Annotated in this window: 25 protein-coding genes and 2 tRNA genes; 14 read left to right on the top strand and 13 right to left on the bottom strand. The window is 63.0% G+C overall.

Annotation, left to right across the window (positions count from 1 at the left end; translation table 11 throughout):
* Positions 1-69 precede the first annotated feature (69 nt).
* From ASD07_RS11175 to ASD07_RS11195, 5 genes are all read left to right on the top strand, one after another.
* Positions 70-909 carry an alpha/beta fold hydrolase gene (locus ASD07_RS11175; RefSeq protein ID WP_055929506.1) on the top strand — a complete coding sequence of 280 codons (840 nt, stop codon included), beginning with the start codon at positions 70-72 and terminating at the stop codon, positions 907-909.
* A 31-nt stretch (positions 910-940) separates the two neighbouring features.
* Positions 941-1,759, top strand: a complete 819-nt coding sequence (locus ASD07_RS11180; RefSeq protein WP_055929508.1) for a ChaN family lipoprotein — start codon at positions 941-943, stop codon at positions 1,757-1,759.
* Between the two features lie 41 nt (positions 1,760-1,800).
* Positions 1,801-3,378 carry an aldehyde dehydrogenase (NADP(+)) gene (locus ASD07_RS11185; RefSeq protein ID WP_055929511.1) on the top strand — a complete coding sequence of 526 codons (1,578 nt, stop codon included), beginning with the start codon at positions 1,801-1,803 and terminating at the stop codon, positions 3,376-3,378.
* Between the two features lie 32 nt (positions 3,379-3,410).
* Entirely contained in the window at positions 3,411-3,734 is a 324-nt protein-coding gene (locus ASD07_RS11190) for a thioredoxin family protein (protein ID WP_055931752.1), read from the top strand.
* Positions 3,735-3,823: 89 nt separating this feature from the next.
* Positions 3,824-4,765, top strand: coding sequence for an acyl-CoA desaturase (locus ASD07_RS11195; protein ID WP_082507264.1), 942 nt, complete (start codon positions 3,824-3,826; stop codon positions 4,763-4,765).
* 107 nt (positions 4,766-4,872) lie between these two features.
* On the opposite strand, the gene ASD07_RS11200 is transcribed toward ASD07_RS11195, so the two are convergent.
* From ASD07_RS11200 to ASD07_RS11220, 5 genes are all read right to left on the bottom strand, one after another.
* A tRNA-Met gene (locus ASD07_RS11200) sits at positions 4,873-4,949 on the bottom strand.
* 296 nt (positions 4,950-5,245) lie between these two features.
* Positions 5,246-5,322, bottom strand: a tRNA-Met gene (locus ASD07_RS11205).
* Positions 5,323-5,357: 35 nt separating this feature from the next.
* Positions 5,358-6,323, bottom strand: a complete 966-nt coding sequence (gene miaA, locus ASD07_RS11210) for a tRNA (adenosine(37)-N6)-dimethylallyltransferase MiaA (protein WP_055929514.1) — start codon at positions 6,321-6,323, stop codon at positions 5,358-5,360.
* Positions 6,324-6,330: 7 nt separating this feature from the next.
* A complete protein-coding gene (mutL, locus tag ASD07_RS11215) occupies positions 6,331-8,265 on the bottom strand; it encodes a DNA mismatch repair endonuclease MutL (protein WP_055929518.1) in 1,935 nt (644 codons plus the stop codon).
* A gap of 52 nt (positions 8,266-8,317) precedes the next feature.
* Complete coding sequence (locus tag ASD07_RS11220) at positions 8,318-9,223, bottom strand: peptidylprolyl isomerase (protein ID WP_307144017.1); 906 nt, start codon at positions 9,221-9,223, stop codon at positions 8,318-8,320.
* Positions 9,224-9,335: 112 nt separating this feature from the next.
* Here ASD07_RS11220 and ASD07_RS11225 point away from each other — a divergent pair, with 112 nt between their 5' ends.
* Both ASD07_RS11225 and ASD07_RS11230 read left to right on the top strand, forming a co-directional pair.
* Entirely contained in the window at positions 9,336-9,980 is a 645-nt protein-coding gene (locus tag ASD07_RS11225; protein ID WP_055929521.1) for a VTT domain-containing protein, read from the top strand.
* A gap of 66 nt (positions 9,981-10,046) precedes the next feature.
* Positions 10,047-11,123 carry a carbonic anhydrase gene (locus tag ASD07_RS11230; RefSeq protein WP_055929522.1) on the top strand — a complete coding sequence of 359 codons (1,077 nt, stop codon included), beginning with the start codon at positions 10,047-10,049 and terminating at the stop codon, positions 11,121-11,123.
* Here the strand turns inward: ASD07_RS11230 and ASD07_RS11235 are convergent.
* Genes ASD07_RS11235 through tsaE form a run of 3 tightly spaced genes read right to left on the bottom strand, consistent with a single transcriptional unit; the run spans position 11,107 to position 13,775 of the window.
* Positions 11,107-11,847 carry a D-hexose-6-phosphate mutarotase gene (locus ASD07_RS11235; RefSeq protein WP_055929524.1) on the bottom strand — a complete coding sequence of 247 codons (741 nt, stop codon included), beginning with the start codon at positions 11,845-11,847 and terminating at the stop codon, positions 11,107-11,109. The genes ASD07_RS11230 and ASD07_RS11235 overlap by 17 nt on opposite strands.
* Before the next feature lie 9 nt (positions 11,848-11,856).
* Complete coding sequence (locus tag ASD07_RS11240; RefSeq protein ID WP_055929525.1) at positions 11,857-13,326, bottom strand: N-acetylmuramoyl-L-alanine amidase; 1,470 nt, start codon at positions 13,324-13,326, stop codon at positions 11,857-11,859.
* The gene (gene tsaE / locus ASD07_RS11245; protein ID WP_055929528.1) at positions 13,290-13,775 is read right to left on the bottom strand and encodes a tRNA (adenosine(37)-N6)-threonylcarbamoyltransferase complex ATPase subunit type 1 TsaE; all 486 of its coding nucleotides are present in this window, start codon (positions 13,773-13,775) and stop codon (positions 13,290-13,292) included. Before tsaE ends, ASD07_RS11240 begins: the two co-directional genes overlap by 37 nt.
* 41 nt (positions 13,776-13,816) lie before the next feature.
* Here tsaE and queG point away from each other — a divergent pair, with 41 nt between their 5' ends.
* From queG to ASD07_RS11260, 3 genes are read left to right on the top strand one after another with little or no spacing between them, the layout of a single operon-like run.
* On the top strand, positions 13,817-14,929 hold the full coding sequence (gene queG / locus ASD07_RS11250; RefSeq protein ID WP_156397967.1) for a tRNA epoxyqueuosine(34) reductase QueG: 1,113 nt from the start codon (positions 13,817-13,819) through the stop codon (positions 14,927-14,929).
* Positions 14,881-15,237 (top strand): hypothetical protein, encoded by a 357-nt coding sequence (locus ASD07_RS11255; protein ID WP_156397968.1) that lies wholly within the window; start codon positions 14,881-14,883, stop codon positions 15,235-15,237. The genes queG and ASD07_RS11255 overlap by 49 nt, the downstream gene beginning before the upstream one ends.
* A 34-nt stretch (positions 15,238-15,271) precedes the next feature.
* Positions 15,272-15,859, top strand: a complete 588-nt coding sequence (locus ASD07_RS11260) for a GGDEF domain-containing protein (RefSeq protein ID WP_055929533.1) — start codon at positions 15,272-15,274, stop codon at positions 15,857-15,859.
* Positions 15,860-15,890: 31 nt separating this feature from the next.
* Here ASD07_RS11260 and ASD07_RS11265 read toward each other — a convergent pair whose 3' ends face one another.
* The 4 genes from ASD07_RS11265 to ASD07_RS11280 are packed head-to-tail and all read right to left on the bottom strand — an operon-like array spanning position 15,891 to position 19,827.
* A complete protein-coding gene (locus ASD07_RS11265) occupies positions 15,891-16,733 on the bottom strand; it encodes a CPBP family intramembrane glutamic endopeptidase (RefSeq protein ID WP_055929547.1) in 843 nt (280 codons plus the stop codon).
* Between the two features lie 4 nt (positions 16,734-16,737).
* On the bottom strand, positions 16,738-17,193 hold the full coding sequence (locus ASD07_RS11270) for a MarR family winged helix-turn-helix transcriptional regulator (protein ID WP_055929550.1): 456 nt from the start codon (positions 17,191-17,193) through the stop codon (positions 16,738-16,740).
* 48 nt (positions 17,194-17,241) lie between these two features.
* The gene (locus tag ASD07_RS11275; RefSeq protein WP_055929553.1) at positions 17,242-17,829 is read right to left on the bottom strand and encodes a response regulator transcription factor; all 588 of its coding nucleotides are present in this window, start codon (positions 17,827-17,829) and stop codon (positions 17,242-17,244) included.
* Between the two features lie 21 nt (positions 17,830-17,850).
* Positions 17,851-19,827 (bottom strand): PAS domain S-box protein, encoded by a 1,977-nt coding sequence (locus ASD07_RS11280; protein ID WP_055929556.1) that lies wholly within the window; start codon positions 19,825-19,827, stop codon positions 17,851-17,853.
* 122 nt (positions 19,828-19,949) lie between these two features.
* Here ASD07_RS11280 and ASD07_RS11285 point away from each other — a divergent pair, with 122 nt between their 5' ends.
* The 4 genes from ASD07_RS11285 to ASD07_RS31410 all read left to right on the top strand — a co-directional run bounded on the left by ASD07_RS11285 (position 19,950) and on the right by ASD07_RS31410 (position 22,900).
* Positions 19,950-20,942 carry a TRAP transporter substrate-binding protein gene (locus tag ASD07_RS11285; protein ID WP_055929559.1) on the top strand — a complete coding sequence of 331 codons (993 nt, stop codon included), beginning with the start codon at positions 19,950-19,952 and terminating at the stop codon, positions 20,940-20,942.
* A 325-nt stretch (positions 20,943-21,267) separates the two neighbouring features.
* Positions 21,268-21,792 (top strand): methylated-DNA--[protein]-cysteine S-methyltransferase, encoded by a 525-nt coding sequence (locus tag ASD07_RS11290; RefSeq protein ID WP_229207119.1) that lies wholly within the window; start codon positions 21,268-21,270, stop codon positions 21,790-21,792.
* Complete coding sequence (xerD, locus tag ASD07_RS11295; protein WP_055929562.1) at positions 21,768-22,670, top strand: site-specific tyrosine recombinase XerD; 903 nt, start codon at positions 21,768-21,770, stop codon at positions 22,668-22,670. The genes ASD07_RS11290 and xerD overlap by 25 nt, the downstream gene beginning before the upstream one ends.
* Before the next feature lie 56 nt (positions 22,671-22,726).
* On the top strand, positions 22,727-22,900 hold the full coding sequence (locus ASD07_RS31410) for a hypothetical protein (RefSeq protein WP_200953789.1): 174 nt from the start codon (positions 22,727-22,729) through the stop codon (positions 22,898-22,900).
* A gap of 124 nt (positions 22,901-23,024) precedes the next feature.
* Here the strand turns inward: ASD07_RS31410 and ASD07_RS11300 are convergent, their stop codons facing one another.
* Entirely contained in the window at positions 23,025-26,144 is a 3,120-nt protein-coding gene (locus ASD07_RS11300) for an efflux RND transporter permease subunit (protein ID WP_055929565.1), read from the bottom strand.
* Between the last annotated feature and the right edge of the window lie 5 nt (positions 26,145-26,149).

The following is a 26,149-nucleotide window of genomic DNA, read 5'->3' on the forward strand; positions in this document are numbered from 1 at the left end:
ATAAAGCTTGACAAGTTACGTGGTGGGAGTAATCTAGTAACCATCAAAAAAAACTTTAAGGGGTTAGTGATGAATCGCACCATCCAGGCTGACGGCGTCAATATTTTCTACCGCGAAGCAGGCGCACCCGACGCACCGGCGATCCTCCTGATGCACGGTTTCCCCACCAGTTCCCACATGTTCCGCAACCTGATCCCGCTGTTGGCGACCAAATACCGCGTGATCGCGCCCGACCTGCCGGGTTTCGGCTTTACCGAGGTGCCGGCGGCGCGCAACTACGAATACACCTTCGACAACCTGGCCCGCACTATGGAGGCCTTCCTGCAAGCCATCAAACTGGATAAATTCGCACTCTACGTGTTCGACTACGGTGCCCCGGTCGGCCTGCGCCTGGCGGCTGCCAAACCGGAACGCATCACGGCCCTGGTTTCGCAGAACGGCAACGCCTACCTGGAAGGCTTGAGCGATGGCTGGACCCCCATGCGCAAACACTGGGCCGACCCGAACGAAGAAAACACCAACGTGATGCGCGGATTCCTGACACCGGAAGCGACCAAATGGCAATACACCCACGGTGTCGCCGATCCCGCTACCGTAGCGCCCGAGTCCTATACCCTGGACTCGGCACTGATGGCACGCCCAGGCAATATCGATATCCAGCTCGAGCTGTTTTACGATTACCGGAAAAACCTCGAGCTGTACCCGGCGTTCCAGGAATTCTTCCGCAAAGCTCAGGTGCCGACGCTGGCGATCTGGGGCAAAAACGACCCGTTCTTTACCCCGCCTGGCGCCGAAGCCTATCGCCGCGACAATCCGAACGCCATCGTGCAATTGCTGGATACCGGCCATTTCGCGCTGGAGACCCACGCTGAGGTGATCGGCAAAGCCATCCATGCCCTGTTAGACTAGACGCTTTCGAGGAAAGCCTGACCACGCATCGATGAAGCCATACACCATCGCGCTGCTGCTGGCCGGCCTGGCTTTGGCCGGCTGCAGCAGCAAGCAAACCGTTACCTACACGGCCCCCACCACCGCCTCCAACCCGCAAGTGCTCTTGCTGGGCGAGGTGCATGACAACAAGGAGGCGCATAAGCTGCGCCTGGAAGACTTGCGGCAGCGCGTGGAAGCCGGCTGGCGTCCCGTGATCGCAATGGAACAGTTCGACCGTGAATCGCAAGGCTTGCTGGACGAAGCGCAGAAGGGCTGCCTTGATGCGTCCTGCTTGATCAACGTCATGAACAAGAAGGGCTGGGACTGGCAGCTGTACCACCCGCTCATCCAGCTCGCACTCAGCAACCACCTGCCGCTGGTCGCCGTCAACCTGTCGCGCGCAGACGCGTCGAAAGTGGTGCGCGACGGCGTGGCATCGAGCTTTGATGCCGCCACCGTCGCCGCCTACAAGCTGAATGAGCCGCTGCCTTCCGACCTGCGCCGCGGCCAGGAGAAGGCGATCCAGGAAGGTCACTGCAATATGGCGCCCGACATGATGTTGCCCGGCATGGTCAATGCCCAGGTGGCGCGCGATATCTGGATGGCCAAGCTGGTTCGCCAGCAGCAGCCGCGCGACGTGGTCCTCATCGCAGGCAACGGCCATGTGCGAAAGGACATCGGCGTACCGCGTTGGCTGAATGCCATTGAACCCAGGCTGAACGTCCGCACCATTGGCTTCATCGAGCCCGATGGACTGCAGGGCAGCTATGACGAAATCCGCAAGGTAGCTGCGCAAAAGCGCACAGACCCTTGCGCGAAATTCAAGTAAACTTCCGGCCCTGCCGACCCCAATATACCAAGGAGCAAAGAATGCAGATCGCAGGTGAAATGTTGATCGGACACGCCGCCGTCAAAGGCAGCGCAGGCCAGATGAAGGCTACCGACCCGGCCCGCAATATCGAGATCGAGCCAGCATTTGGCATGGCTACACCAGCCGACCTGCAGCGCGCCTGCGAACTGGCCGCGCAAGCATTCGACTCCTACCGCGAAACCACCCTGGAAAAGCGCGCGCAATTCCTGGAGCACGTGGCGCAGAACATCCTCGACGCCGGCCCGCAACTGATTGAGCGCGCCATGCAGGAATCCGGCCTGCCGCAAGCGCGCCTGGAAGGCGAGCGTGGACGTACCGTCAACCAGCTGCGCCTGTTCGCCAAGGTGGTGCGCGACGGCTTGTTCCTGGGAGCGACGCTGGATTCGGCGCTGCCGGAACGCGTGCCGCCACGATCCGACCTGCGCATGCGCAAGATCGGCGTCGGTCCGGTTGCCGTATTCGGCGCCTCCAACTTCCCGCTGGCGTTTTCGGTTGCCGGCGGCGATACCGCGTCGGCGCTGGCCGCTGGCTGCCCGGTGGTCGTGAAAGCCCACCCTGCGCACCTTGGCACCTCTGAACTGGTAGGCAAGGCGATCCAGAAAGCCGTGGCCGACTGCGGCCTGCATGAAGGCGTGTTCTCACTGGTGATCGGCGATGTGCAGATCGGCGGCGATCTGGTGTCGCATCCAGCTATCAAGGCGGTCGGCTTCACCGGCTCGCGCGGCGGCGGTTTGGCGCTGGTGCGTATCGCCCAGGCCCGCAAGGAGCCGATTCCGGTGTACGCGGAAATGGCATCGATCAATCCGGTGTTCCTGCTGCCGGGCGCACTGAAAGCCGGCGCTGCACGCATCGCACAAGGCTTTGCCGATTCACTGACCATGGGCTCCGGCCAGTTCTGCACCAATCCAGGCCTGCTGATTGCGCTGGAAGGCCCTGAGCTGAACGAGTTTGCTGCTGCGGCAGCGGCTGCGGTGCAAGCCAAGCCGTCGACCACCATGCTGACCCCTGGCATCCACAAATCGTACGAAGCCGGCGTCGGCAAGCTGGCCTCGCTGGACAAGGTGGAACTGCTGGCGCAAGGCGGCGCGGGGAGCACTGCCTGTGCGGCACAACCGCACCTGTACAGCACCGACGTCGACACCTTCCTGTCCACGCCTGCGCTGGAAGACGAGAACTTCGGCCCAAGCTCGGTACTGGTGCGCTGCCGCGACGCGGCCGACCTGCGCCGCATCGCAGAGCATGTGGAAGGCCAGTTGACCTCCACCGTGCATGCAACCGCCGACGACCGAGAGATCGCCGCCGGCCTGCTGCCGACGCTGGAGCGCAAGGCTGGCCGTATCCTGTTCAACGGTTTCCCGACTGGTGTCGAAGTGGCGCATGCGATAGTGCATGGCGGTCCGTTCCCATCGACCTCAGATCCGCGCAGCACCTCGGTCGGCGCTACCGCCATCGACCGTTTCCTGCGGCCGGTGTGCTATCAGGATGCGCCGGAATGGGCACTGCCTTCGACCCTGGCCAACAGCAATCCGCAAAACGTGCCGCGTGTGGTCGACGGCAAGATCCAGACGGGCGCATAAGCCTGCGTGGTCATGGTAAGGTGGTCCGCATGATGGAAACTGTGTACAAGACAGAGCAGCCGAGCCGGGCTGACATCGATGCGCTCACCGGGCCTGCGGTGCTGGAATTTGGCACCAACTGGTGCGGCTATTGCCGCGGCGCCCAGCCGGCCATCGCCGAAGCGTACCGCGAGTACGCCAACATTCCTCACTTCAAAGTGGAAGACGGGCCCGGCCGTGTGCTGGGCCGCGCCTTCCGCATCAAGCTGTGGCCGACCGTGGTCTTCCTGAAAGATGGCAAGGAAGTCGCGCGCGTCGTGCGCCCGGAAGATGCCGACGAACTGCGCGAAGGCTTCGCGCAGATTGCTGCCATTTGACACCATTTGTTCAGGCATCCTTGACATTGTTCAGAAAAAAGATTTAACTATTAACTAATTAGTTAATAGTTAAATCTTTGGGGCGGCGCATGAAAAGGATTCCTAACGTTATACGAAAGCATCGGGTCGCCAGTGAAGACCTGGCCGCGGTATGCGCCGGCCAGGTGCGTTATGCCCCAGCCAAGTCACTCTGGCTGGTGGCGATGGGAGGCGGGGCGGTGTATGGCATCCTCGCATACCCCGTGTTGCCAGCGATTGCGCTATTTGCCTTCGCCACAGCGTTTGTGCTGCTGTTCGGACACTCGCTGGGAAGTCATCGCAAACTGATACACAACAGTTTTGCATGTCCCAAATGGCTGGAGTACCTGCTGGTCTGGACCGGTGTGCAAGTTGGCCTGGCAGGGCCGATCGGTTTGCTGCGCCAGCACGAGCTGCGTGACCATGCGCAGCGGCAGCAGGATTGCCACCCATACCTGCGGCACGGCGCTGGGTTCTGGCGCGACGCCTGGTGGCAGTTGCATTGCGAGCTGATTCTGGACAAGCCTCCGGTGATCCACATCGAACGACGCATTACCGGGAGCGCGTTCTATCTGTTTCTGGAACGAACATGGATGCTGCAGCAGTTGCCGCTGGCCCTACTGTTCTATTTTTGGGGCGGCTGGGCCTTCGTGTGCTGGGGTGTGTGTGCCCGTATCGGCGCCGGTGTGACAGGCCATTGGCTGATCGGCTATTTCGCACATAACCACGGCGATATGTCCTATGAGGTGGATGGTGCCGCAGTGCAAGGGCGCAACATCCGCTGGACTTCCCTGCTGACCATGGGCGAGAGTTGGCATAACAACCACCATGCCTTCCCGCATTCGGCGCGGCTTGGGCTGGCGGAAGGGGAGTGGGATCCTGGCTGGTGGGCATTGCGGGTCCTGGAGCGCTTTGGACTGGTGAGGGATTTGCAGTTGCCGGACGGGCCGGAAAACAAAAATGGCCTGGACCGTTGCCGGTTCAGGCCATTCCTGGTCAGCCTCTGGTGGTGACCAATCACTTGTGCAGTTTCAGCAATCCTTCTCTGCTTCGCTCTTCATGAGCAAGGGCGAAACAAAAAAGCCTGAACCGTTTCCGGATCAGGCTTTTTGATGAATCCTGGTGGTGATAGGTGGACTTGAACCACCGACCCTAGCATTATGAATGCTATGCTCTAACCAACTGAGCTATATCACCAGAGCCACGCATTATGAAGTGTTTCGCCTACGCTGTCAACCATTGACGGCCCCTCTACGCTTGTCCATGCCCACGCAAGATGATTCCTGCGCGCAACGTGACAAAAGCCCTGCTTCCTGCACCGACCGGACGAAATCAGCCGCATTGCCGGTCACCAGGTGCTGCGCCACGCGGGGCGTGAACGCTGAGCATGCCTGGCCACTTCGCTGGAGCGCGTGGATTGGCAGGCTTGCGACAGCGGGATCTGGTCAATAAAAAAGCCGTTGATTCAATTGAATCAACGGCTTCCTGAATTCTGGTGGTGATAGGTGGACTTGAACCACCGACCCTAGCATTATGAATGCTATGCTCTAACCAACTGAGCTATATCACCGCAGGCCAGCATTATCGGCGCTGGCCTGCGGTCTGTCAAGGACTGGTTTTCGCCCTGGCTATGTTGGCAAGCACTTGCTGTTGCAATTGTTCGCTGGCGTCCGGGGCGCAGCAGTCGACCATGATCCGTTCCGGCATGGAGCGTAGCCAGGTTAGCTGGCGCTTACATAATTGGCGGGTAGCAATAATGCCGGTTTCGCGCATCGCCGCGTAGTCGATGCTGCCATCCATGTATTCCCAGGCCTGGCGGTAACCGACGCAGCGGATCGAGGGCAGTCCAGGATGCAGGTCGCCGCGCGCGCGCAGGGTGTTCACCTCATCGAGGAAGCCGGAATCGAGCATGATGTCGAAGCGGCGAGCGATGCGTTGGTGCAGCCAGGCCCGGTCGGATGGTTCGAGCGCGTACGACAGCAGGTCGAAGGGCAGCTCTTCTTTTTCGCGCTGGGCCAGCAGCTCGGACATCGGCTTGCCGGACAGGGCGTGGATTTCCAGGGCGCGCTGGACGCGCTGGGAGTCGTTGGGCTTAAGCCGGGCCGCCGTTGCAGGATCGATTTGTGCCAGGCGTGCGTGCATGGCTGGCCAGCCGATGCGGGCGGCTTCCTCGTCCAGTTGCGCGCGCAGGACGGCGTCGGCGCCGGGCAGTTCGTCCAGGCCATCGGCCAGGCCTTTGTAATACAGCATGGTGCCGCCGACCAGCAGCGGGACCTTGCCGCGCGCGCTGATTTCAGCGACCAGGCGCAGGGTATCGGTGCGGAACTGCGCCACCGAGTAGGAGTCCAGCGGGTCGATGATGTCGATCAGGTGGTGCGGCACGGCGGCGAGTTCTTCTTTTGAAGGCTTGGCGGTGCCGATGTCCATGCCGCGATACACCAGCGCGGAATCGACGGAGATGATCTCGCACGGCACCTGCTGTGCGATGGCCAGCGCGACGGCGGTCTTGCCGGACGCGGTCGGACCCATGATGGCGACCGCCAGCGGACGCTTGTTGGACTGCTCGTTCATTATGCCTTTACTGCCCGCGCAGGAAGAGTTTATCCAGCGCGTTGATGTCGATCTGCACCCAGGTCGGGCGGCCGTGGTTGCACTGGTCGGCGCGCTCTGTGGCTTCCATATGGCGCAGCAGGGCGTTCATTTCGGGCACGGCCAGGATGCGGTTGGCGCGCACCGCGGTGTGGCAGGCCAGGGTGCCAAGCAGCTCATTGCGGCGCTCGATCAGCACGCGCGAGCCGCCGAATTCGCGTACGTCGCGAATCACGTCGCGCGCCAGGGTCTGGGCATCGGCATTTTTCAGCAGGGCGGGGACGGCGCGCACAGCGAGCGTGGTTGGCGACATCACGGCGATGTCGAATCCCAGTGTTTTCAGGGTCTCGCCGTGTTCCTGCACGGTGCCCACTTCCACTGCGTCGGCGTAGAAGGTGACAGGGATCAGCAGGTTCTGCACCGACATTTCGGTGCCGTCGATCTGGGCGTCCAGCGCATTCTTCAACTGTTCGTACAGGATGCGCTCGTGCGCGGCGTGCATGTCGACCAGCACCAGGCCTTTGCTGTTCTGGGCCAGGATGTAGATGCCATGCAGTTGCGCCAATGCGAAGCCGAGCGGGAATTCTTCACCGGCCAGCTGGGCCGAGGAAGCGGTGATTGGCGTGGCTTGCGGCAGCGTATATTCGGAGGAGGCGCGGAAGCCGCCGCCGCCGTCCGCTGCGGTCGCGCCCAGAGCGAAGTTGTCGCGCGGCTCGTTCGACCACAGGGCGCCGTAGCGCTCCGCGCTCTGGGCGACGCCGCCCGCGGCAGGGCTGCCGAACGGCGATGGCGAGAAGGTCGGGCGATACTCGGGGTTCAGGATCGAGCCGAAGCTGGTCTGCTCCTGCGGGCGCCAAACAGGTCCCGATGCATGCAGGTTGTCGGCGGCCGGCAGCGGCGAAGGCACGCTGCCGTGCGAGGTGGCCGAGGTCGCGGCAAGCGCGCGCTGCACGGCGTGGAACACGAACTGGTGCACCGCACGGCCGTCGCGGAAGCGAACCTCGATCTTCGATGGGTGCACGTTCACGTCGACCAGTGCCGGGTCGAGGTCGAGCGCCAGAACGTAGGATGGATAGCGGTCGCCATGCAGCACGTCCTCATACGCGGCGCGCACGGCGTGCACCAGCAGCTTGTCGCGTACGAAGCGGCCGTTGACGTAGAAGTACTGGCTGTCGGCGCGGCCCTTGGAGGCAGTCGGCAGGCCGGCAAAGCCGTGGATGCGCAGCACGCCGGAGCCTTCGTCCAGCGCCAGGCGCGCTTCTTCGAAATTGCTGCCCAGGATCTGCGCGCTGCGCTTGGCCATGTCGCTGACCATCCAGTGGTCGACGGTCTTGCCGTTGTGGCTCAGCGTAAACGATACGTCGGGGCGCGCCAGGGCGATGCGGCGCACCACTTCCGCGCAGTGGCCGTATTCGGTCTGCTCGGATTTCAGGAATTTGCGGCGCGCGGGGGTATTGAAATACAGGTCGCGCACGTCGATCGTGGTACCCGGGGCGCCGGACGAAGGGACTACCGTACCTTCGTGCGAGCCTTCCAGTTCCCAGGCATGGGCGCCGTCGGCGGTGCGCGAGGTCAGGGTGACGGCCGCCACCGAGGCGATCGACGCCAGGGCTTCGCCGCGGAAACCGAGGGTGCCGACGTTCTCCAGGTCGTCCAGCGAAGCGATTTTCGAGGTCGCGTGGCGCGCCAGTGCCAGCGGCATCTGGTCGGGCGGGATACCGCGGCCGTTGTCAGTAATGCAAATGCGTTTGACGCCGCCTTCTTCCAGCCGCACGGTGACCTGGGTCGAGCCGGCGTCCAGGGCGTTTTCCAGGAGTTCTTTGACAACTGCCGATGGCCGTTCGACAACCTCGCCTGCGGCGATCTGGGAAATCAGTTGGTCTGGCAGGGCCCGGATCGGGCGGGGAGGGGTTGGCGCGTTCATTGCCACATTATAATGTCCACATTCGTTCCTGACCCCGAAGTGGACATTTTCCTTATTTCACTTCGCGTACCGGGATGGGGACGTTGCACAGGTCAACGTGGCCGGCTGCATATTTCGTCCACGGGCCGCCGCGGTTGCGCTGCGCTTCGATCACGGAGTTGAAGCTGGCCGATTCGGTGCGCATCACTTCAAACTTCGACCGCTCAGCCTCGGGTACTTCGGCGGCCAGCTTGACCGACTTGATCGGCACCCACTGTTCTTCTTTTTCGAACATGCCCATCGGCGCCGGGCCGCGCGGCAGCACGGACAGCAGCGGCATGCCGCTGACAATACGTCCCACCACAGTGATATTGCGGTCCAGGTGGCGCGGCGAGTTGCCGATCACGGTGTACAGGGTGCCGCCGTTGCCGCTGTCGGACTCATTGCCGCGCGCCACGCCAACCATGCCATAGCAGTGCGCCAGCCAGGCCTGGCCGGTTTTCGGGTCGCGCGCGGACGGGAAGCCGTTGGAGTGGCCCACCTGCTGCGCATAGCCGTCCTTGTCCGGCAGGCGGGTGAACTGGGCGTCGTTCTTCATCGGCACCGTGAATTCCTGCTCCAGCCTGGCCTTGGCCGTCCCGATCGCCTTTGGCTTGTCTTCGCGCGGATCGCCCCACTGCACCACGAAATTGTCCTGGGTGCGGTAGATCCACAGCCCGTCCCAGTAGCCTTCCTTGGCCATGGTGCGGATATTGGCGGCGTGATTGGGCGCAAAAGCCGGCGCCAGTTCGATGATCACGCGGCCGGCCGGCAGGTCCATGTACAGGGTGTTGGCCGGGTCCAGAGGACGCCAGTGGGCTTGCGGCGCTGCCTTGACGATGTCGCTGACAGTCGCCTTGGGCGGCAATTCCTTGGTGGGCGCGGCCATGGCGGCCAGGGGTAAGGCCAACGCCAGGACTACGGGCATGGTGGACTTCACTAATGTCTCCTTTGTGGGGTTCTAAGCAGGTTCTAAGATGCCGGGCAATTTTAGCCTGTAAGATAGACAGTTTGGTATCATTCCCGCCGCAACCTTTTGGGACTTTAAATAAATGGATTTCGTTCAATTGCTGGACATGCTGGTCCACGTAGACCGCGCAATGGGTACTTTGATTGCTCAATATGGCGTGTATGTCTATGCACTGCTGTTTGCCATCGTCTTTTGCGAGACTGGCCTGGTGGTACTTTTCTTCTTCCCCGGCGATACGCTGTTGTTCATTGGCGGCGCCTTCTGCGCGACCGGCCAGATGCACCTCGGACTGCTGATGTTCCTGTTGGCGACTGCCGCAATTTTGGGTAATACGACCAACTACTGGATTGGCGAAGCAATCGGCCAGCGCGTGTTTACCCATGATTATCGTTGGATCAACAAGGATGCGCTGAACCGCACCCACGAATTCTTCGAGAAGCATGGCGGCAAAACCATCATCCTGGCGCGCTTCGTGCCGGTGGTGCGTACTTTCGCGCCATTTGTGGCCGGCGTATCGGACATGACCCATGCCCGCTTCCAGCTGTTTAACGTCGTCGGGGCCGTGGCCTGGGTGGTGTCGCTGTGCGTGGCCGGTTATGTCTTCGGCAACACTCCATGGGTGCGCGACCACCTGAGCGCCATCGTGCTGGTTGGCGTCAGCGCGGCCGTGGTGCCGATGGCACTGGGCGGTGCCTGGAAACTGGGCCGTCGTATGCTCAAGCGTTAAGCCGCTCTCAAGTTTTCCCGCAGCGCAACCGTTAACCGGAGTAACAGTCTCTCCTCCGGATTTAACATGCGTAACTTGATCGCCCTGTCGGCCTGTTGTCTTGTCATCGGGACAGCAGGCGCCGCCGATCCCGTCGTACCGCCGTCGAAAAGCGTGCCGAATATTCGCCCCAACCTGGCCGCTGCCGCAGCTGCCGACAGGGCGAATATTGAAAAAGAGCCCACTGCGGCCGGTGGCCCGAAGTACGTCCCGCCCGCGCGCAAGAACCCGGCGGCGTCTGCCGCCGCCCAGCGCGAGGAAGAAGCGCGCGCGGAAGCGGAACTGTCGGAGAAGATCGCCCAGCGCCTGGCCGAAATGCGCGCCAACCAGGCTGCCCGCATTGCCTCTGCTGAAAAGGCGCGCAAGCAGAAAGCCGTCAAGGCCGCCGCAGCGGAAGTCGCTGCCAAGGCCCCGCCGCCGCGCGTGTACGGCACCCATTGGACGTATGAGGGCGAATCCGGCCCGGCCAACTGGTCCAAAATCAATTCAGACTGGGCCAAATGCTCAAGCGGCAGCCGCCAGTCGCCGATCGATATCCGTGACGGCATGAAGGTGGACCTGGAGCAGATCGCCTTCGATTACCGCCCCTCCGGCTTCAATGTGACCGATAACGGCCATACCGTGCAGGTAATGGTCGGTCCGGGCAATTACCTGAGCGTGGCCGGCCGCACATACGAGCTGCAGCAGTTCCACTTCCATCGCCCGGCCGAGGAGCGCGTCAACGGCAAGGGTTTCGAAATGGTGGTGCACCTGGTGCACAAGGATCCGGAAGGCAGGCTGGCGGTGCTGGCATTGCTGCTGGAGCGCGGCAAGCCGCAAGCGACCATCCAGACCGTGTGGAACAACCTGCCGCTGGAAAAGGGCGATACGGCGATGCCGAGCATCGTGCTGGACCCGAACGACATGCTGCCGCAGCGCCGCGATTACTACACGTTTATGGGTTCGCTGACCACGCCGCCTTGCACTGAAGGCGTACTGTGGCTGGTGATGAAGGAGCCGGTGCAGGCCTCGCCCGCGCAACTGGCCCTGTTCAGCCGCCTGTATCCGTTCAATGCACGTCCGATCCAGGCCAACTCCGGCCGTATGATCAAGGAATCAAACTGATGGTGTGCAGGCCGGTCCATTCGGTGCCGGCCTGCAGCACCTGCTTGTCCACCTGGGCAGGTTCAATGCAGACGAAGCGGCGGTAATCGCCGTCGTCCATGTCGGCGGTGGCTGCCGCGCCTTCCATTCCTGGATTCCACACCACCCATTCCGAGAAGCCTTGCTGCTCCAGCTGCAATGTGCCGGCGCCGGTGTCGAGGCGTAGCCGCGGCGTGGCGGGGCGGATATCGTCCAGGGCACCGCTGAACGGCATGCCGTCCAGCGTGGCTTTCTCGAATTCCGTAACTGCGAAATAAGTGTGCAGGGCGCCGGCCCAGCTGAAGTCCTGCCGGCCTGTGTTGCGCACGGTATAGCGCATTTCCAGGGCGTTGGCTTTCAGGTCGAAACGCAGGCGCAGTTCAAAGGCGTGTGGCCAGGACTGGAAACGATTGCGCGGCAGGTCGCCCTGCGCCAGCGCCAGTTCGGCCCAGCCGTTGGCCTGCTCGACGATGCGCCAGGTGGCGGTGCGGGCGAAACCATGGCGCAGGCCGTCGCCGCGCGTGGCGAACTGGGGGAAGATGACCGGCACGCCGCCGCGCACGGCTGCGCTGCCGTCGAGCGCTGAACGCTGGCTCAGGAACAGGCGTTCCTTGCCGTCCGCAGTCTTCCACGACATCAAGTGTGCGCCGAACAGGGAAATCGTGGCTTCGGCGCCTTCAGGTGTGGAGATGCGAACTTCGTTCATGCGCTTTCCTCAGGTGAGCCGGTTTTTCGAGAGCGGCGGGTTCTTGGCGAAATAGCGGCGGATACCTTTGACGATGGCGTCCGCGATCTTGTCCTGGTATTCGTCGTCCAGCAGGCGCGCTTCCTCTTCCGGGTTGGAGATGAAGGCGGTCTCGATCAGGATCGACGGGATGTCCGGGGCTTTCAGCACGGCGAAACCGGCCTGTTCGACCGAGCCTTTGTGCAGCTTGTTGATACCGCCGATTTCGCCCAGCACGGCCTTGCCGACTTTCATGCTGTCGTTGATCTGGGCGGTGGTGGAGAGGTCGAACAGCACGCTGGCCAGTTGCGGGTCGTGGCCTTTGGCATTGGCGCCGCCGATCAGGTCGGCCTGGTTTTCCTTGTCCGCCAGCCAGCGCGCAGCGCTCGAGGTTGCACCTTTTTCGGACAGCACGAACACGGAAGAGCCGCGCGCGCTGGTCTTCACGAAAGCGTCGGCGTGGATCGAGACAAACAGGTCGGCGTCGACTTTGCGCGCCTTTTCCACGCGCTTGCCGAGCGGGACGAAGTAGTCGCCATCGCGCGTGAGCATGACGCGCATATTGGGGTGGTCTTCGATCTTCTCTTTCAGGCGCTTGGCGATTGCCAGCACGATGTCTTTTTCGCGGCTGCCGCGCGCGCCCATTGCGCCAGGGTCCTCGCCGCCATGGCCGGGGTCGAGGGCGATGGTGAGCATGCGGACCATTTTTTCCGGCCCGGGTTTCTGGCCCGGCTTGTGGTGTGCCGGCGCAGGTTCCGGCTCGCCAGGAGCGGGTTTGCCGGATTGGGCGGCGATTGCGGGCGACTGGCCGGGCGCGCTGGTGCCGGTGCTCGGCGCGGAGGCAGTTACGCCGGCCTGGCTGGACGCGCCTTGGGTGCTGCTGCTTGCGCCGCCTGCCTGGCCGGGCGCTGCCGGCTGGCCCGCGGGGGCTGGCTGTTGCGCGACGGTGGCGCCGTCCTTCTCATCCTGCGACCATTCGCCCTTTTCGATCAGCGCCGCGATCGGGTCGGTTGCCTTGACCGGGTAAAGGTCGAAAATCAGGCGATGCTTGTAATTGCCGACCGGCTCCAGCGTGAATACCTGCGGCGTGACTTTTTCTTTCAGGTCGAACACCAGCCGCACCACATTCGGGCGGTTCTGGCCGACGCGTACTTCCTTGATGTACGGGTCGTTCGACTCGATCTTGGCGACCAGGCTTTTCAGCGTGGAATTCAGCACCAGGCCTTCAATGTCGACCACCAGCCGGTCCGGGTCCGGAACCAGGAAGTGCTTGACCTTGAGGTCGGTGTCGTTTTCCAGGGTGACGCGCGTGTAATCCTCCGCCGGCCACACCCGCACAGCGAGGATCTGCGCGGCTTGCGCCGACATGGGGGCGAGCACCGACAGCAGCAGGGTGCCGCCGGCCTTGAGCACCGTGCGGCGGCTTACAGGTTTGGAGCGAATTGGAGGCGTTGCAGGCATGACGTACCAAGAGCGGAGGACGGCTGCAATTCTACATCACGTCCGGCCCCGGCTACAGAGAGGAAAACATGTAGATCGGGCGGCGGCAACACGCCATCGGCCTTCTCCGGCCATTCGACGATGCAAACGTTCTCGCGATTGAACTCTTCGCGGAAGCCGGCATCGAGGAATTCCTCGGGACTGCCCATGCGGTACAGGTCGAAATGCACCACATTGGCAAGCCTGCCGTCGACTTTCACGCGGTAGGGTTCGGACAGGGTATATGTCGGGCTTTTTACCGGCCCCGCATGGCCTGCCGCATGCAGCAACGCGCGCGTCAGCGCGGTTTTTCCGGCGCCCAGGTCGCCGTGCAGGTAGATCGCCATGCCGGGCAGCAGGGCGCGCGACAGCGCCGCGCCCAGCGCCGCGGTACCGGCTTCGTCGTGAAGATGGGATTTAAAGTGCAGCATCGAATAAAATGATGGTTTGGATTTCCCCGCATTGTAAGGCCGTGTCACTCTCCCAAGCCAATTTAGACGAATTAGCCAGCCGCATCAAGGCATGGGGGCTGGAACTCGGCTTCGCGGAGGTGCGCATTGCCGATATCGACCTGTCCGCCGCCGAGGCGGGGCTGCAGGCCTGGCTGGATGCCGGCATGCACGGCGATATGGACTATATGGCAAGCCACGGCATGAAACGCGCGCGTCCGGCGGAACTGGTGCCGGGCACGGTGCGGGTGATCACGGCGCGCATGAATTACCTGCCCGGTGCGGCCGACGAAGGCTGGCGCGAGCGCGAAACGGCGCGCCTGGCCGATCCTGCGCAAGCCGTGATCTCGGTGTATGCCCGCGGCCGCGATTATCATAAGGTGCTGCGCGCGCGGCTGCAGCAGCTGGCCGACAAGGTCAGCGCGGCGGTCGGGGAGTTCGGTTATCGCGTGTTCACCGACTCGGCGCCCGTAATGGAGCTGCCGCTGGCGGAAAAGTCGGGCCTGGGCTGGCGCGGCAAGCATACCTTGTTGATCAACCGCAGCGCGGGCTCCATGTTCTTCATGGGCGAGATCCTGGTCGACCTGCCGCTGCCGGTGGATGAGCCGACCGGCGCGCACTGCGGCCAGTGCACGGCCTGCATCGACATCTGCCCGACCCAGGCCATTCTCGGGCCGGGCAAGCTGGATGCGCGGCGCTGCATCTCCTACCTGACCATCGAACACAAAGGCGCCATCCCGGAAGAACTGCGGCCCTTGCTGGGCAACCGCGTCTACGGCTGCGACGATTGCCAGACCGTCTGCCCCTGGAACAAGTTCGCCCAGCGCGCCACACTGCCGGACTTCGACGAGCGCCATGCCCTGGGCAGCGCCGGCATGATCGAGCTGTTCGCGTGGACCGAAGAGGAATTCAACCGCCGCATGGAGGGCAGCCCGATCCGCCGTATCGGCCATGAGCGCTGGCTGCGCAATCTTGCGGTCGGCCTGGGTAACGCGGCACGCATGGGTGCCAAGGGCGATCCGGCGATCCTCGCTGCGTTGCAGGCGCGCTGCGCGCACCCGTCGGAACTGGTGCGCGAACACGTGAAATGGGCCGTTCTTCAGCACCAACAGGCCGGCACCGAGGCCTGCTCCTGACCCTTGCCCTGGGCTGGTGGTGGGGCGCGATTCCCGCCTGCTGTTCGACCCTGGTGCTGGCGCTGTATGCCGGCATGCCGCTGCATTGGGCGCTGCTGTTTGCCTGCGCCAATCCGCTCGGATTCAGCATCCTGGCGATCGGCTACCGCGCCATGGTGATGCGGCGCGACTTGCGCCAACTGACATCGCTGCTGTTCTATGTCCAGCTTTGTTTTGTAGCCAGCATTTTCGACTCGTCCGGAGCCCTGATCTGGAGCTATACCAACCACATTGCGCCCGGGGCCCAATTGCCGGTCTGGCAGGACTGATGCCGACCATGCGCCGGAAGTTTTCCGCCAGACGGTGTGGATTTTCTACTGGGTGTTCGCGGCAATCATCGTTTTCATCGCCTTCTTCGGCTACCAGGTGTTTTCGCATTGGCAGGATTCGACCGATGGCCTGTTGGGCGAAATGCAGCGCATGAACATCGACCTGGAGCGCCTGGCCACCACGGATGGGCTGACCGGCCTGCTGAACCGCCGGGCCGCCGACCGCCACCTCGACGCGGAATGCCGCCGCGCGCGCCGCTCCGGCCACGCTTCATCCCTGGTGCTGCTCGATATCGACCATTTCAAGCAGGTCAACGACAAATACGGCCACCCGGGCGGCGACGCCGCGCTGCGCATGCTGGCGGCGTGCATCCGCTCGGTGATGCGGGAAGTTGACGTGGGGGCGCGCTGTGGCGGCGAGGAATTCCTGATCGTGCTGCCGGAAACCGGGCGCGAAGGGGCGTTCGTCTTTGCCGAACGCCTGCGCGAGCGCGTGGCGGGTTGCGAGATCAATCACGACAACCGGCTGTTCCGCTGCCACGTCAGCCTTGGCGTCGCCGTCAGCGACAGGCATGAAGCGAGCTATGAACAGTGGGTGCGGCGTGCCGACGAGGCGCTGTAGCGCGCCAAGCAGGGTGGCCGCAACCAGGCGGTCATGGGCGCTTGATGCGCCAGCGCAGCATCAAGGCCGCCGCTGCGCCCCAGGCAAGAAACGTGACCAGCGAACCTTCCACGCCGTAGGCGCCGCCGCTGAGCCATTCGGGGCCGGCCATCTGTACCTGCAGCCAGCCGCGCGCCGCATGGCCGGAGACCGGAATGCCCAGCACCCCGTCGTACAGGTAATTCCACGCGAAATGCACGCCGACCGGCAGCCACAGGCTGCGTGTCAGCATCCACGCGGCGCACAGGGCGAGCCCGGCGACGCCGGTGTTGAGCACCGCCAGCGCGGTAATGTGTTCGTTGGGCAGGTGGGCCAGCGCAAACAGCAGCACGTTCACCAGCAGCGACGCCAGGGTGCCCCAGCGCGCCTCGACAATGCGGAACAGCACCGCGCGGAACAGCAGTTCTTCCATGATCGCCACCATGGCTTGCTCGGACAAGGGCTTGAGGGCTGCGCCCGGGTGTGTGCTGCCGGTGATTTCCAGCGCGCCGGCCGCCGCCAGCACGCCGGCAACAGCAAGGCTCAAAACGGCGCCGATGCCGAGGCCGCGCAGCAGGCCGGGCGCTGCGCCGGGCAGTGCGGATTCGATGGCGTCTCGCTGCTCGAAGCGGCGTACATAGAAGCGGTATCCGGCCAGGCACAGCGCCGCGGCGAGCAGGTGATGCCAGGCGATGCGCAATTCTTTTGGCACCAGGTTCTGCACCAGCATCATGGTTACGATCAAGGGCACGGCGACGCAAGCGATGCCGGCGAGGATGCGCACCACGGGATTGCGGGCCAGGCGGCTGCGCAAAGGCAAGGATTGGGGCAGCGGGGAAGGGATGGTTTGTTGCATCGTTCTACTCCTTTGCTTTGCGGATGCGTTCGTCAAAAGATTGCTGCTCCAGTGCGGCGATCGCGTGGGCCAGCGTCTCGGCAAGGGGATAGGGCAGATCGGCATCAAGCGAACTGGCCGCTGCAGAAGTGGCGCGCCAGCAGGCCTGCAGCTCGGGCAGCAGGCGTTCGCCCTGGGGGCTGAGGCGCAGCAGCTTCTGGCGCGCGTCGGTGGGGCTGGACTGCGCCACCAGCCAGCCTTCTCTCAGCATCAGGGCCACGGTCTGCGTGGCAGCGGGCTGGGTGATGCCGGCGCTTTCCGCTACCTGGCTGACGGTGCATGGCTGGCCGCCGGCCAGTGCGCGCATCACGGGCGTGTAACGCGGCCGGTAATCGAGGCCGGCGTCAACATATGAGCGCTGCACGGCGCCGTCCAGCAGTTCGATGAGATGGCGCAACTGGGTTCCGAGTCCTTGTTTCATGGACCCATCCTAGCACAATATATAAGTGCTTATGTATTATTTTTTAGTTCACTTCAGCAGTCCGGCCAGTTCGACTGCGGTCTTCACCTGCATCTTGTCGAAGATGTGGGCGCGGTGCACTTCAACGGTACGCATCGAGATGCCCAGTTCATCGGCCACCACCTTGTTCATCTTGCCGGCCAGGATCAGGTCCAGCACTTCCCGCTCGCGGCCCGAAAGCGTGGCCAGGCGCGCCTGTACGGCAGCCTTGCCGCTGGCCAGGCGCGAGGCTGCCAGGCCTTCCTGCACGCGGTCCATCAACTGGTTGTCATTGAAGGGCTTTTCGAAGAAGTCGAAAGCGCCGCGCTTGAGCGTGTCGACCGCCATCGGCACGTCGCCGTGGCCGGTCAGGAAGATGACGGGCAGGCGCGCCGTCAGCCCGCGCGCCGCCAACTGGTCGAAGGCCGCCACGCCGCTGATTTCGGGCATGCGCACGTCGAGCAGCACGCAGTCTCCTTCCGCATCGAAAGCACCGCCCTGCGCAAAGGCCAGGAAGGCAGCCGCGCTTTCGTAAGTGGTTGCTGCGATGCCGCGCGAGGAAGCAAGCCACGACAGGGCATCGCGTACCACGGCTTCATCGTCAACGATATGTAGCATTCTGGGTCTCCCGAACTTGCTCTATTGGGCGCCGCCAGCGACCGGCAGCGTAAAAGTGAATATGGTACCGCCTTGCGGGTTGCCGCGGTGGGTCAATGTGCCGCCGTGGAACTCGATCGCGGTGCGGCAAATGTTGAGGCCCATGCCCATGCCTTCCGCCTTGGTCGAAAAGAAGGGCGAGAACAGGCGCTCGGCCACGTCCTGCGGAATGCCGTGGCCATGGTCGATGACCTGCACCACCACCATGCCCGCCTGCGGATCGTTCGCGGCCACCACGCGCAGCACGCGTTTCAGCGGCTGCACGTCGGCCATGGCCTCGATGCCGTTGCGCGTCAGGTTCAGCAGCACCTGTTCAATCAGCATGCGGTCGGCGCGCACCAGCGGCAGCGATTCCGGTATCTCGATTTGCAGCGAAACGTGGTGCTGGCGCGCCTGCAGCTCGATCAGCACCAGGATGGCGTCGAGCATGGATTGCAGCGCCACGTCCTGGCGCTCCGATTCGCGGTTCTTCACGAATTCGTGCACGCTGCGGATGATCTGGCCGGCGCGCTGGGCCTGGGCGCCGGCCTGTTCCAGCGCCGGCTTCAGCATGGCCGATTCGCCGCCGCGTGCAAGGATATTCAGGGCGCCCGTGGTATAGCTTGAAATGGCGGCCAGCGGCTGGTTCAGTTCATGCGCCAGCATGGAAGCGATTTCGCCCATGGTGGCCAGGCGGGCACTGGCCTGCAGCTTTTCCTGGTGCTGGCGGTTCAGGTCTTCCATGCGCTTGCGGTCGGAGATGTCGAGGATCGAGCCCATGAAGCCGGTGTGACGGCCCTCCTTGTCCACCAGCGGCGCTTCGAACACCAGAACCGGGATGCGGGTGCCGTCCGGACGCTGGAACAGGGTCTCAAATTCCGGCGTGACAGAGCCGGCCAGAACACTGGCCAGGCGGTGCTGGTACTCCTCCATGACGTCCGGCGCCCAGTAAGGCATGGGTGGCAGGCGGCCGATCAATTCTTCGGCCGGGTATCCCACCATCTGGCAGAAGGCGGGGTTGACGTAGGTGATGCGGCCCTCCAGGTCGCGCGCGCGCAGGCCGGTTACCAGGGAGTTTTCCATCGCGGTGCGGAAGCTCATTTGCTGCCGCAGTTCGCCTTCCGCAGCCAGGCGGCGCGAGATGTGGCCCCATAGTGCGAACAAGCTCCATAACAGGGCCAGCGAAAGGGCGATGACGGAGCCGACCAGCAGGTTGGGCAGCAGCTTCGGCTCGCTCTTTACGCTATCCGTCATCAGGATGATGGTGGCACCGGGCAGGTCGAGCGCGCGTTTGTGGGTGTAGACGCCGTGGCCGGGGCCGGCCGAACTGCGGCGCGCCAGTACCTTGTCGTCGCGGTCGAGCAGTGAAATCTGGTTGTCCTGGGCGAACCACCACGGCACCATTTCATCGAGCAGGCTACTGAGCTGGAAGGTCGCCACCAGGCTGCCCAGCCACTTGTCGCCGCTGTAGATCGGGAACAGCAGGTCCATTTTCAGCGCGCCAGGCTGGGCGTCTGCGCCGATCGGTTCCGGCTCGGCGTAGACCGGCGTGTGCGTGCGGCGGGCGTGGTCCTGCGCTGCCAGCGAAGCCGGGCCGAGCGTGGCGCTGCCGCTTGTGCTGGCCGCCGCCCCTTCGCTCGCCACCACAACGCGGCCCTCGGGGTCGACCTGGATCACGCTTTTCAGTTCGGCGCCATTTTTCAGCATGCGGCCCATGCGCTGCTGTACGTCGGCTGGTGCCGGGTGGCCGGTGGCAATTTCATTGGCCAGGCCGCGCAAGCTCTCTTCATGGCGCCCGAGCTGGAAGCGGATCGACTGTTCAACCCACAGCGTATCGGCGATCAACTGCTCCTGCCGCTCATTGCTTTCAAGCTGGCGCGCCTGCCAGGGCAGCCAGAACACGATGGCGACGAACAGCAGCACCAGTACCACCGGCAGCAGCCAGCGTATGGAAAAGGGCAGTGATATGCGTTTGAACATGCGCCGAGAGTATCGAATCCAGTTGCTGCTTGTATTGTGGGTTTCCACAGTTGTGTGCCACCATTCCGCTGAACACAATATAAAGTGAGAATAATAATGCACCAAAATCGCCGGGAGACCTTATGCATCTGAAGTCCCTCCTGGCCGCCTTCGGCGCGGCCGCACTCGTCACGTCGCAAGCGTTCGCGCAGGCACCCATCGTCATCAAATTCAGCCACGTTGTCGCGCCGGACACGCCCAAGGGACAGGCTGCGGAGCGCTTCAAACAGCTCGCGGAAAAAGCCACCGGTGGCCGCGTCAGGGTCCAGGTTTACCCGAACAGCCAACTGTATAAGGACAAGGAAGAACTGGAAGCGCTGCAACTGGGGGCGGTGCAGATGCTGGCGCCCTCGCTGGCCAAGTTCGGTCCCCTGGGCGTGAAGGAATTCGAGGTCTTCGACCTGCCCTACATCTTCCCCAACAAGACCGCGCTGTATAACGTGACCGAAGGCCCGATCGGCAAGTCGCTGCTGAAGAAACTCGAGACCAAGGGCATTACCGGCCTGGCGTACTGGGACAACGGCTTCAAGGTCATGTCGGCCAACCGCCAGCTGCGCGTGCCGGCCGACTTCAAGGGCCTGAAGATGCGCATCCAGTCTTCCAAGGTGCTGGACATCCAGATGCGCGCGCTGGGTGCGGTTCCGCAATCGCTGGCCTTCTCCGAAGCCTATATGGCGCTGCAGACCGGCGTGGTGGACGGCACCGAGAACCCGCCGTCGAATATGTACACGCAAAAGATGCATGAGGTGCAGAAGCACCTGACCATTTCCAACCACGGCTACCTGGGCTATGCGGTGATCGTCAACAAGAAGTTCTGGGATGGCTTGCCGTCGGATCTACGCGGCAAGCTGGAAGGCGCGATGAAGGAAGCCACCACTTACGAAAAAGCCATCGCCCAGCGCGACAACGATATGGCGCTGGAAGCGATCCGCAAGTCCGGCAAGACCCAGATCTACAACCTGAGCGCGCAGGAACAGGCCTGGTGGCGCAACGCCCTGCTGCCGGTGCAAAAGCAGATGGAAGAGCGCATCGGCAAGGACCTGATCCAGTCCATCAACCGCGAAACAGCAAAGTGAAATCCTGTCAAGTTGCTCAAAATAAATAACGATATTCGGAAAAAGATCGGTTAATATTGCGACGCCCCCGAACGGTGCGACTTGCACCATGATGGTTAAGGGCACAGGATTTAGTGGGGAGTGTAGAAGAAGACACGCGGCCAGCCCGTGGATACATTGAGGAGACACGCTGCCTGACAGTATGCTGTTGGCCGCCGCCACAAGCGGGGTTAGATGGCCGGGGTGGCGATAAAAAAGATTCAAGACGCACCTGAGGGTGCGTTTTTTTTTGCCCTATCCTGGCGCGCTGGTGTAGCATGATTGCCACAGTTTTATTGGAGTAAGCGTGACCGAAAAACAACAAGCTGGCAGGGATTTCAGCGCCATCGTCCATCTCCCGTTCGGCGCCATGGGCGTCGGCACGGCCGGCGCGGTCGTGACGGAAATGTTCTACCTGCCCGGTGGCACGCCGGAACAGGCGCCAAGCAATGCCCTGGCTGAAAAAGCCGTGCAGCAGCTGCTGGCCTATTGCGACGATGCCGACTATGTTTTCGACTTGCCGCTGGCAATGCGCGGCAGCGAATTCCAGCGCCGCGTGTGGCAATCGCTGCGCGAGATCCCGCGCGGCCAGGTGCGCACCTACGGCGAACTGGCCAAGCACCTCGATTCCGTGGCGCGCGCTGTGGGCCAGGCCTGCCGCAGCAATCCCTTCCCGCCGCTGGTGCCTTGCCACCGCGTGATGGGCGCCAACAGCCTGGGCGGCTTTGCCGGCAGCGACGACCAGAACGGCTTCACCCTTGGCGTAAAACGCTGGCTGCTGGCCCACGAAGGACATCAAGAGTATCAATGGCAGCAGGCAACCTTGCTCTGATCGACGAGTTCTGCGACAGCCTGTGGCTGGAGGACGGGCTGTCCAAGAACTCCCTCGATGCCTACCGGCGCGACCTGACTGCCTTTGCCCGATGGCTGGAGACGGCGCGCCCTTCGGTTGGCAGCCTGCACGCAGCCGGCACAGCCGACCTGCAAGCCTATTTCGCGGCACGCCATGAAGACACCAAGGCCAGCTCGGCCAACCGTCGCCTGTCGGCACTGAAGCGCTTCTACCAGCTCGCGCTGCGCCAGCGCCATATCGCAGAAGACCCCTGCCTGCGCATGGCTTCGGCCAAGCAGCCGCTGCGTTTCGTCCATACCCTGAGCGAAGGGCAGGTCGAGGCGCTGCTGGCCGCGCCCGACCTGCGTACGCCGCTCGGCATCCGCGACCGCACCATGCTGGAACTGATGTATGCCAGCGGCCTGCGGGTATCGGAACTGGTCGCCCTGAAGACGCTGGAGCTGAGCATGAACGATGGCGTGCTGCGCATTACCGGCAAGGGCGCCAAGACCCGCCTGGTACCGTTTGGCGAGCAGGCGCGCCTGTGGATCGAGCGCTACCTGCGCGAAGCGCGCGGCGTGATCCTCGATGGCCAGCAGGACGATGCACTCTTCATTACCGGCCGTGGTGGACCGATGACGCGGCAGATGTTCTGGGTGGTAGTAAAAAAGCATGCTTGCAAGGCCGGCATTAGCGCGCCCTTGTCGCCGCACACGCTGCGCCATGCGTTCGCCACCCATTTGCTGAACCATGGCGCCGACCTGCGCGTCGTGCAGTTGCTTTTAGGCCACTCCGACATTTCCACCACACAGATCTATACGCACGTTGCCCGCGAGCGTTTGAAGCAGATTCATGCGCTACATCATCCGCGCGGATAATTTCGTTTGCGCAGCGCAGTCAATCGGCCTAATGTAGGCTTTCAGGAGGTATTTCCATGGCAAAGACGAATTTCGCATTCGAGAAACGCCAGCGCGAGCTGGAGAAGAAACGCAAGGCCGAAGAAAAAGCACAGAAAAAGCTTGCATCCAAGAATCGGCCCGGCGACGAGCAGGATGCCGACGAAGCCGGCTACGAGAACGAAGAAACCGACACCACCAGTCCAGAATAGCCGAGCCCGTATCACACCTTGTGGTCATCACGGGGACGCCGAGTCCCCAAGTGGGACACGGGCTCTTCCGTTTGGGTCGCCGTCACGTCCCCGCTGAGGCAAGGACTGTTCAGGCGGAAACTGTTTACGCGGCTTCGGCGACATCCGGCTTTTCAGCCGCGTCGTCGTCGTGGTGGCCGCGGCGCAGCCAGCGCTTGGCGCGCTTGCCGAAGCTGTCGAGGTAGGTGTAGGCCACTGGTACTACCACCAGGGTCAGCAGGGTGGAGGTGATCACGCCGCCTATCACTGCACGGCCCATCGGCGCCTGCGTTTCCCCGCCTTCGCCGAGTCCAATCGCCATCGGCAGCATGCCGAAGATCATGGCCAGGGTCGTCATCAGGATAGGGCGCAGGCGAACCTGGCCGGCTGCCATGATGGCGTCGAACTGGCTCATGCCGTCGCGCTGGCCGTGGTTGGTGAAGTCCACCAGCAGGATCGCGTTCTTGGTTACCAGCCCCATCAGCATGATCACGCCGATCACGGAGAACACGTTGAGCGTGGAGCCGGTCGCCAGCAGCGCCACCAGCACGCCGATCAGCGACATCGGCAGCGATACCATGATCGCAATCGGCTGCAGGAAGCTGCCGAACTGCGAGGCCAGCACGATATAAATGAACACCACTGCAATGCCCAGCGCCGTCATGGCGCCATTCATGGTTTCGGCCATCTGCTGTGCATTGCCGGCCACGTCGAAGCGTACGCCGTCGGGCAGCGTCATCGAGTCCATCGCCTTCTTGACGTCGGCATCGACGTCGCCGGCCGGGCGGCCTTCGGTGCCGGCGTAGACCGCCACGCGGCGCTGCAGGGCCTGGCGTTTCAGCACTTGCGGGCTGAAGCCGGGCACGAAGTCCACTACCTGGCGCAGCGGCACCATCAGCGGATTGCCGTCCGGGCCGGTCTTGCTGGAGGTGAGCGAAAGGTCGGCCAGGTCGGCGATGCGCTGGCGGCCGGACTTCGGCAGCTGCACATTGACTTCATAGTTCTGGCCATCGGCCGCCAGCCAGTAGCTGGCCGTATCGCCTGCCACGAAGGGACGCATGGCGCTGCCGATCTGCTGCACGTTCAGCCCGAGGTCGCTGGCCAGTTCGTTGTTGATCTTGATCAGCGTGGAAGGGTTGGCGCCTTCCTGGCTGTATTCCAGGTCGGCGATGCCTTTGATCTTGCGCATCTTGGCCATCAGGGTCTGCGCGGTCTGCTCCAGCTTGGCTTCGTCGGTACCAAGGATGGCGATGAAGATCGGTTTCTGGCCGACCGACATGGTGATGCCGGGAATGCTTTCCAGCCTTTTACGGATCGCTCCTTCCAGTTTTTGCTGCGACTGGCGATGCGTGGTTTTGGCATCGCTCAGCTTCACGCGCATGAAGGACATGTGGCGGCCGCCCTGGTCGCCGACGTTGGCCAGCACTGCGTCGATCTCGGGGAATTCCTTGAGCGCCGCTTCCACCTGCTTCACCTTGGCGTCGTTGTATTCCAGGCTGGAGCCCACCGGCACCTTGAACTGCAGGAAAATCTGGCCCTGGTCGGTTTCGGGGAACATTTCGCCGCCGATCATCGGCACCAGCATCAGGCTGCCCACGAACAGGCCAAGCGCGGTGGCGAGCGTCAGCTTGCGCCATTTCAGCGCGAGGGCCAGCACTTTGCCATACAGCTTGTGCACCTTTTCCACGCCGTGTTCGACCTTTTCCATGATGCGGCCCAGCCACGGCAGGTATTTGAAGCGGTCCTTGACCGGGTCATGCCATACCGACGACAGCATCGGGTCCAGCGTGAAGGATACGAACAGCGACACCAGCACGGCCACGGTCACAGTCACGCCGAATTGCAGGAAGAAGCGGCCGATGATGCCTTCCATGAAGGCCACCGGCACGAACACGGCGACGATCGCAAAGGTGGTCGCCATCACGGCGATGCCGATTTCGTTGGTGCCGTCTTCCGCCGCCTTGCGGTGGTGCTTGCCGAAACCGAGGTGGCGCACGATGTTTTCACGCACCACGATGGCATCGTCGATCAGCAGGCCGATGCACAGCGACAGCGCCATCAGCGTCAGGAAGTTCAGCGTGAAGCCGAAAGCTTTCATGGCGATGAAGGAGGCCAGCACCGAGATCGGCAAGGTCAGGCCGGTGATGATGGTGGAGCGCCAGGAGTGCAGGAAGAAGAACACGATCACCATGGTCAGGATCGCGCCTTCGATGATGGTGCGTTTCACATTATCCAATTGCGCCTGCACGCGCTCGGACTGCGAATCCATGATCTTGATCTTGATATCTTCCGGCAGGGTCTTGCGCAGGTTTTCCGCCACTTTCAGGATGCCGTTGCCGACTTCCACCACGTTGGCGTCCTGCACCTTGGTGATATCCAGCGAAACGGCACGCTTGCCGTTGACGCGCGAGATCGATTGTTCTTCCGCTTCGCCGTCGATCACGTCGGCTACCTGGTCCAGGTAGACCGGGCCGTTGGCGCGGCGCGCCACGATGATCTTGTTGAACTCCGCCGCTTCTTTCAGCTTGCCTTCGACCCGCACCAGGGTTTCGGTGACGTCGGCAGTCAGGCGGCCGGCCGGCAGGTTGGCATTGGTGTTCTGGATGGCGCGCATCACTTCGTCCACGCCCACGCCTTGCGCACGCATGTCGGCAGGGCGCAGGCTGACCAGCATCTGGCGCTTGGTGGTGCCGAACACGCGCACCTGGCCCACGCCCGGCACGCCCTGGAAGCGCTTGGCCAGGATCTGGTCGGTCATGGTGGACAGTTCGCGCAGGCTGCGCTTGTCCGAGGTGAAGGACAGGCTGACAATCGGCTGGTCGTTCTCGCCTTCAGCGCGGGCAATGAAGGGTTCCTTCGCTTCGCGCGGGAATTTCGGGCGCACCAGCGCAATCTTGTCGCGCATGTCCTGCATCGCCTTGTCCATATTGGTGGACAGTTCGAATTCGACGTACACGCCAGCCTTGCCTTCCCACGAGTTGGCGCGAATGGTCTTGACGCCGGACACGGTGTTGACGATGTCCTCGATGGGGCGGGTGATGTCGTTCTCCACCGCCTCCGGCGAGGCGCCCGGGTACACGACCTCAATCGCCGCGAACGGGAAGGAGACGTTCGGCATGGATTCCACGCCGAGGCCCTTGTAAGAAAAAATGCCAAGCACCATCAGCGCCACCATCACCATGGTGGCAAAGACCGGCTGGCGGATCGAGATTTTAGTGATCCACATGGCGG

The sequence above is a fragment of the Duganella sp. Root336D2 genome (assembly GCF_001425005.1).
Lineage (GTDB): Bacteria > Pseudomonadota > Gammaproteobacteria > Burkholderiales > Burkholderiaceae_D > Rugamonas.

Bases quoted from the DNA above. Each gene is read 5' to 3' on its own strand.
- ASD07_RS11175 (WP_055929506.1), top strand. From the start codon at position 70: ATGAATCGCACCATCCAGGCTGACGGCGTCAATATTTTCTACCGCGAA.
- ASD07_RS11180 (WP_055929508.1), top strand. From the start codon at position 941: ATGAAGCCATACACCATCGCGCTGCTGCTGGCCGGCCTGGCTTTGGCC.
- ASD07_RS11185 (WP_055929511.1), top strand. From the start codon at position 1,801: ATGCAGATCGCAGGTGAAATGTTGATCGGACACGCCGCCGTCAAAGGC.
- ASD07_RS11190 (WP_055931752.1), top strand. From the start codon at position 3,411: ATGGAAACTGTGTACAAGACAGAGCAGCCGAGCCGGGCTGACATCGAT.
- ASD07_RS11195 (WP_082507264.1), top strand. From the start codon at position 3,824: ATGAAAAGGATTCCTAACGTTATACGAAAGCATCGGGTCGCCAGTGAA.
- miaA (WP_055929514.1), bottom strand. From the start codon at position 6,323: ATGAACGAGCAGTCCAACAAGCGTCCGCTGGCGGTCGCCATCATGGGT.
- mutL (WP_055929518.1), bottom strand. From the start codon at position 8,265: ATGAACGCGCCAACCCCTCCCCGCCCGATCCGGGCCCTGCCAGACCAA.
- ASD07_RS11225 (WP_055929521.1), top strand. From the start codon at position 9,336: ATGGATTTCGTTCAATTGCTGGACATGCTGGTCCACGTAGACCGCGCA.
- ASD07_RS11230 (WP_055929522.1), top strand. From the start codon at position 10,047: ATGCGTAACTTGATCGCCCTGTCGGCCTGTTGTCTTGTCATCGGGACA.
- ASD07_RS11235 (WP_055929524.1), bottom strand. From the start codon at position 11,847: ATGAACGAAGTTCGCATCTCCACACCTGAAGGCGCCGAAGCCACGATT.
- ASD07_RS11240 (WP_055929525.1), bottom strand. From the start codon at position 13,326: ATGCCTGCAACGCCTCCAATTCGCTCCAAACCTGTAAGCCGCCGCACG.
- tsaE (WP_055929528.1), bottom strand. From the start codon at position 13,775: ATGCTGCACTTTAAATCCCATCTTCACGACGAAGCCGGTACCGCGGCG.
- ASD07_RS11255 (WP_156397968.1), top strand. From the start codon at position 14,881: ATGGGCCGTTCTTCAGCACCAACAGGCCGGCACCGAGGCCTGCTCCTG.
- ASD07_RS11265 (WP_055929547.1), bottom strand. From the start codon at position 16,733: ATGCAACAAACCATCCCTTCCCCGCTGCCCCAATCCTTGCCTTTGCGC.
- ASD07_RS11270 (WP_055929550.1), bottom strand. From the start codon at position 17,193: ATGAAACAAGGACTCGGAACCCAGTTGCGCCATCTCATCGAACTGCTG.
- ASD07_RS11275 (WP_055929553.1), bottom strand. From the start codon at position 17,829: ATGCTACATATCGTTGACGATGAAGCCGTGGTACGCGATGCCCTGTCG.
- ASD07_RS11280 (WP_055929556.1), bottom strand. From the start codon at position 19,827: ATGTTCAAACGCATATCACTGCCCTTTTCCATACGCTGGCTGCTGCCG.
- ASD07_RS11285 (WP_055929559.1), top strand. From the start codon at position 19,950: ATGCATCTGAAGTCCCTCCTGGCCGCCTTCGGCGCGGCCGCACTCGTC.
- xerD (WP_055929562.1), top strand. From the start codon at position 21,768: ATGGCAGCAGGCAACCTTGCTCTGATCGACGAGTTCTGCGACAGCCTG.
- ASD07_RS31410 (WP_200953789.1), top strand. From the start codon at position 22,727: ATGGCAAAGACGAATTTCGCATTCGAGAAACGCCAGCGCGAGCTGGAG.
- ASD07_RS11300 (WP_055929565.1), bottom strand. From the start codon at position 26,144: ATGTGGATCACTAAAATCTCGATCCGCCAGCCGGTCTTTGCCACCATG.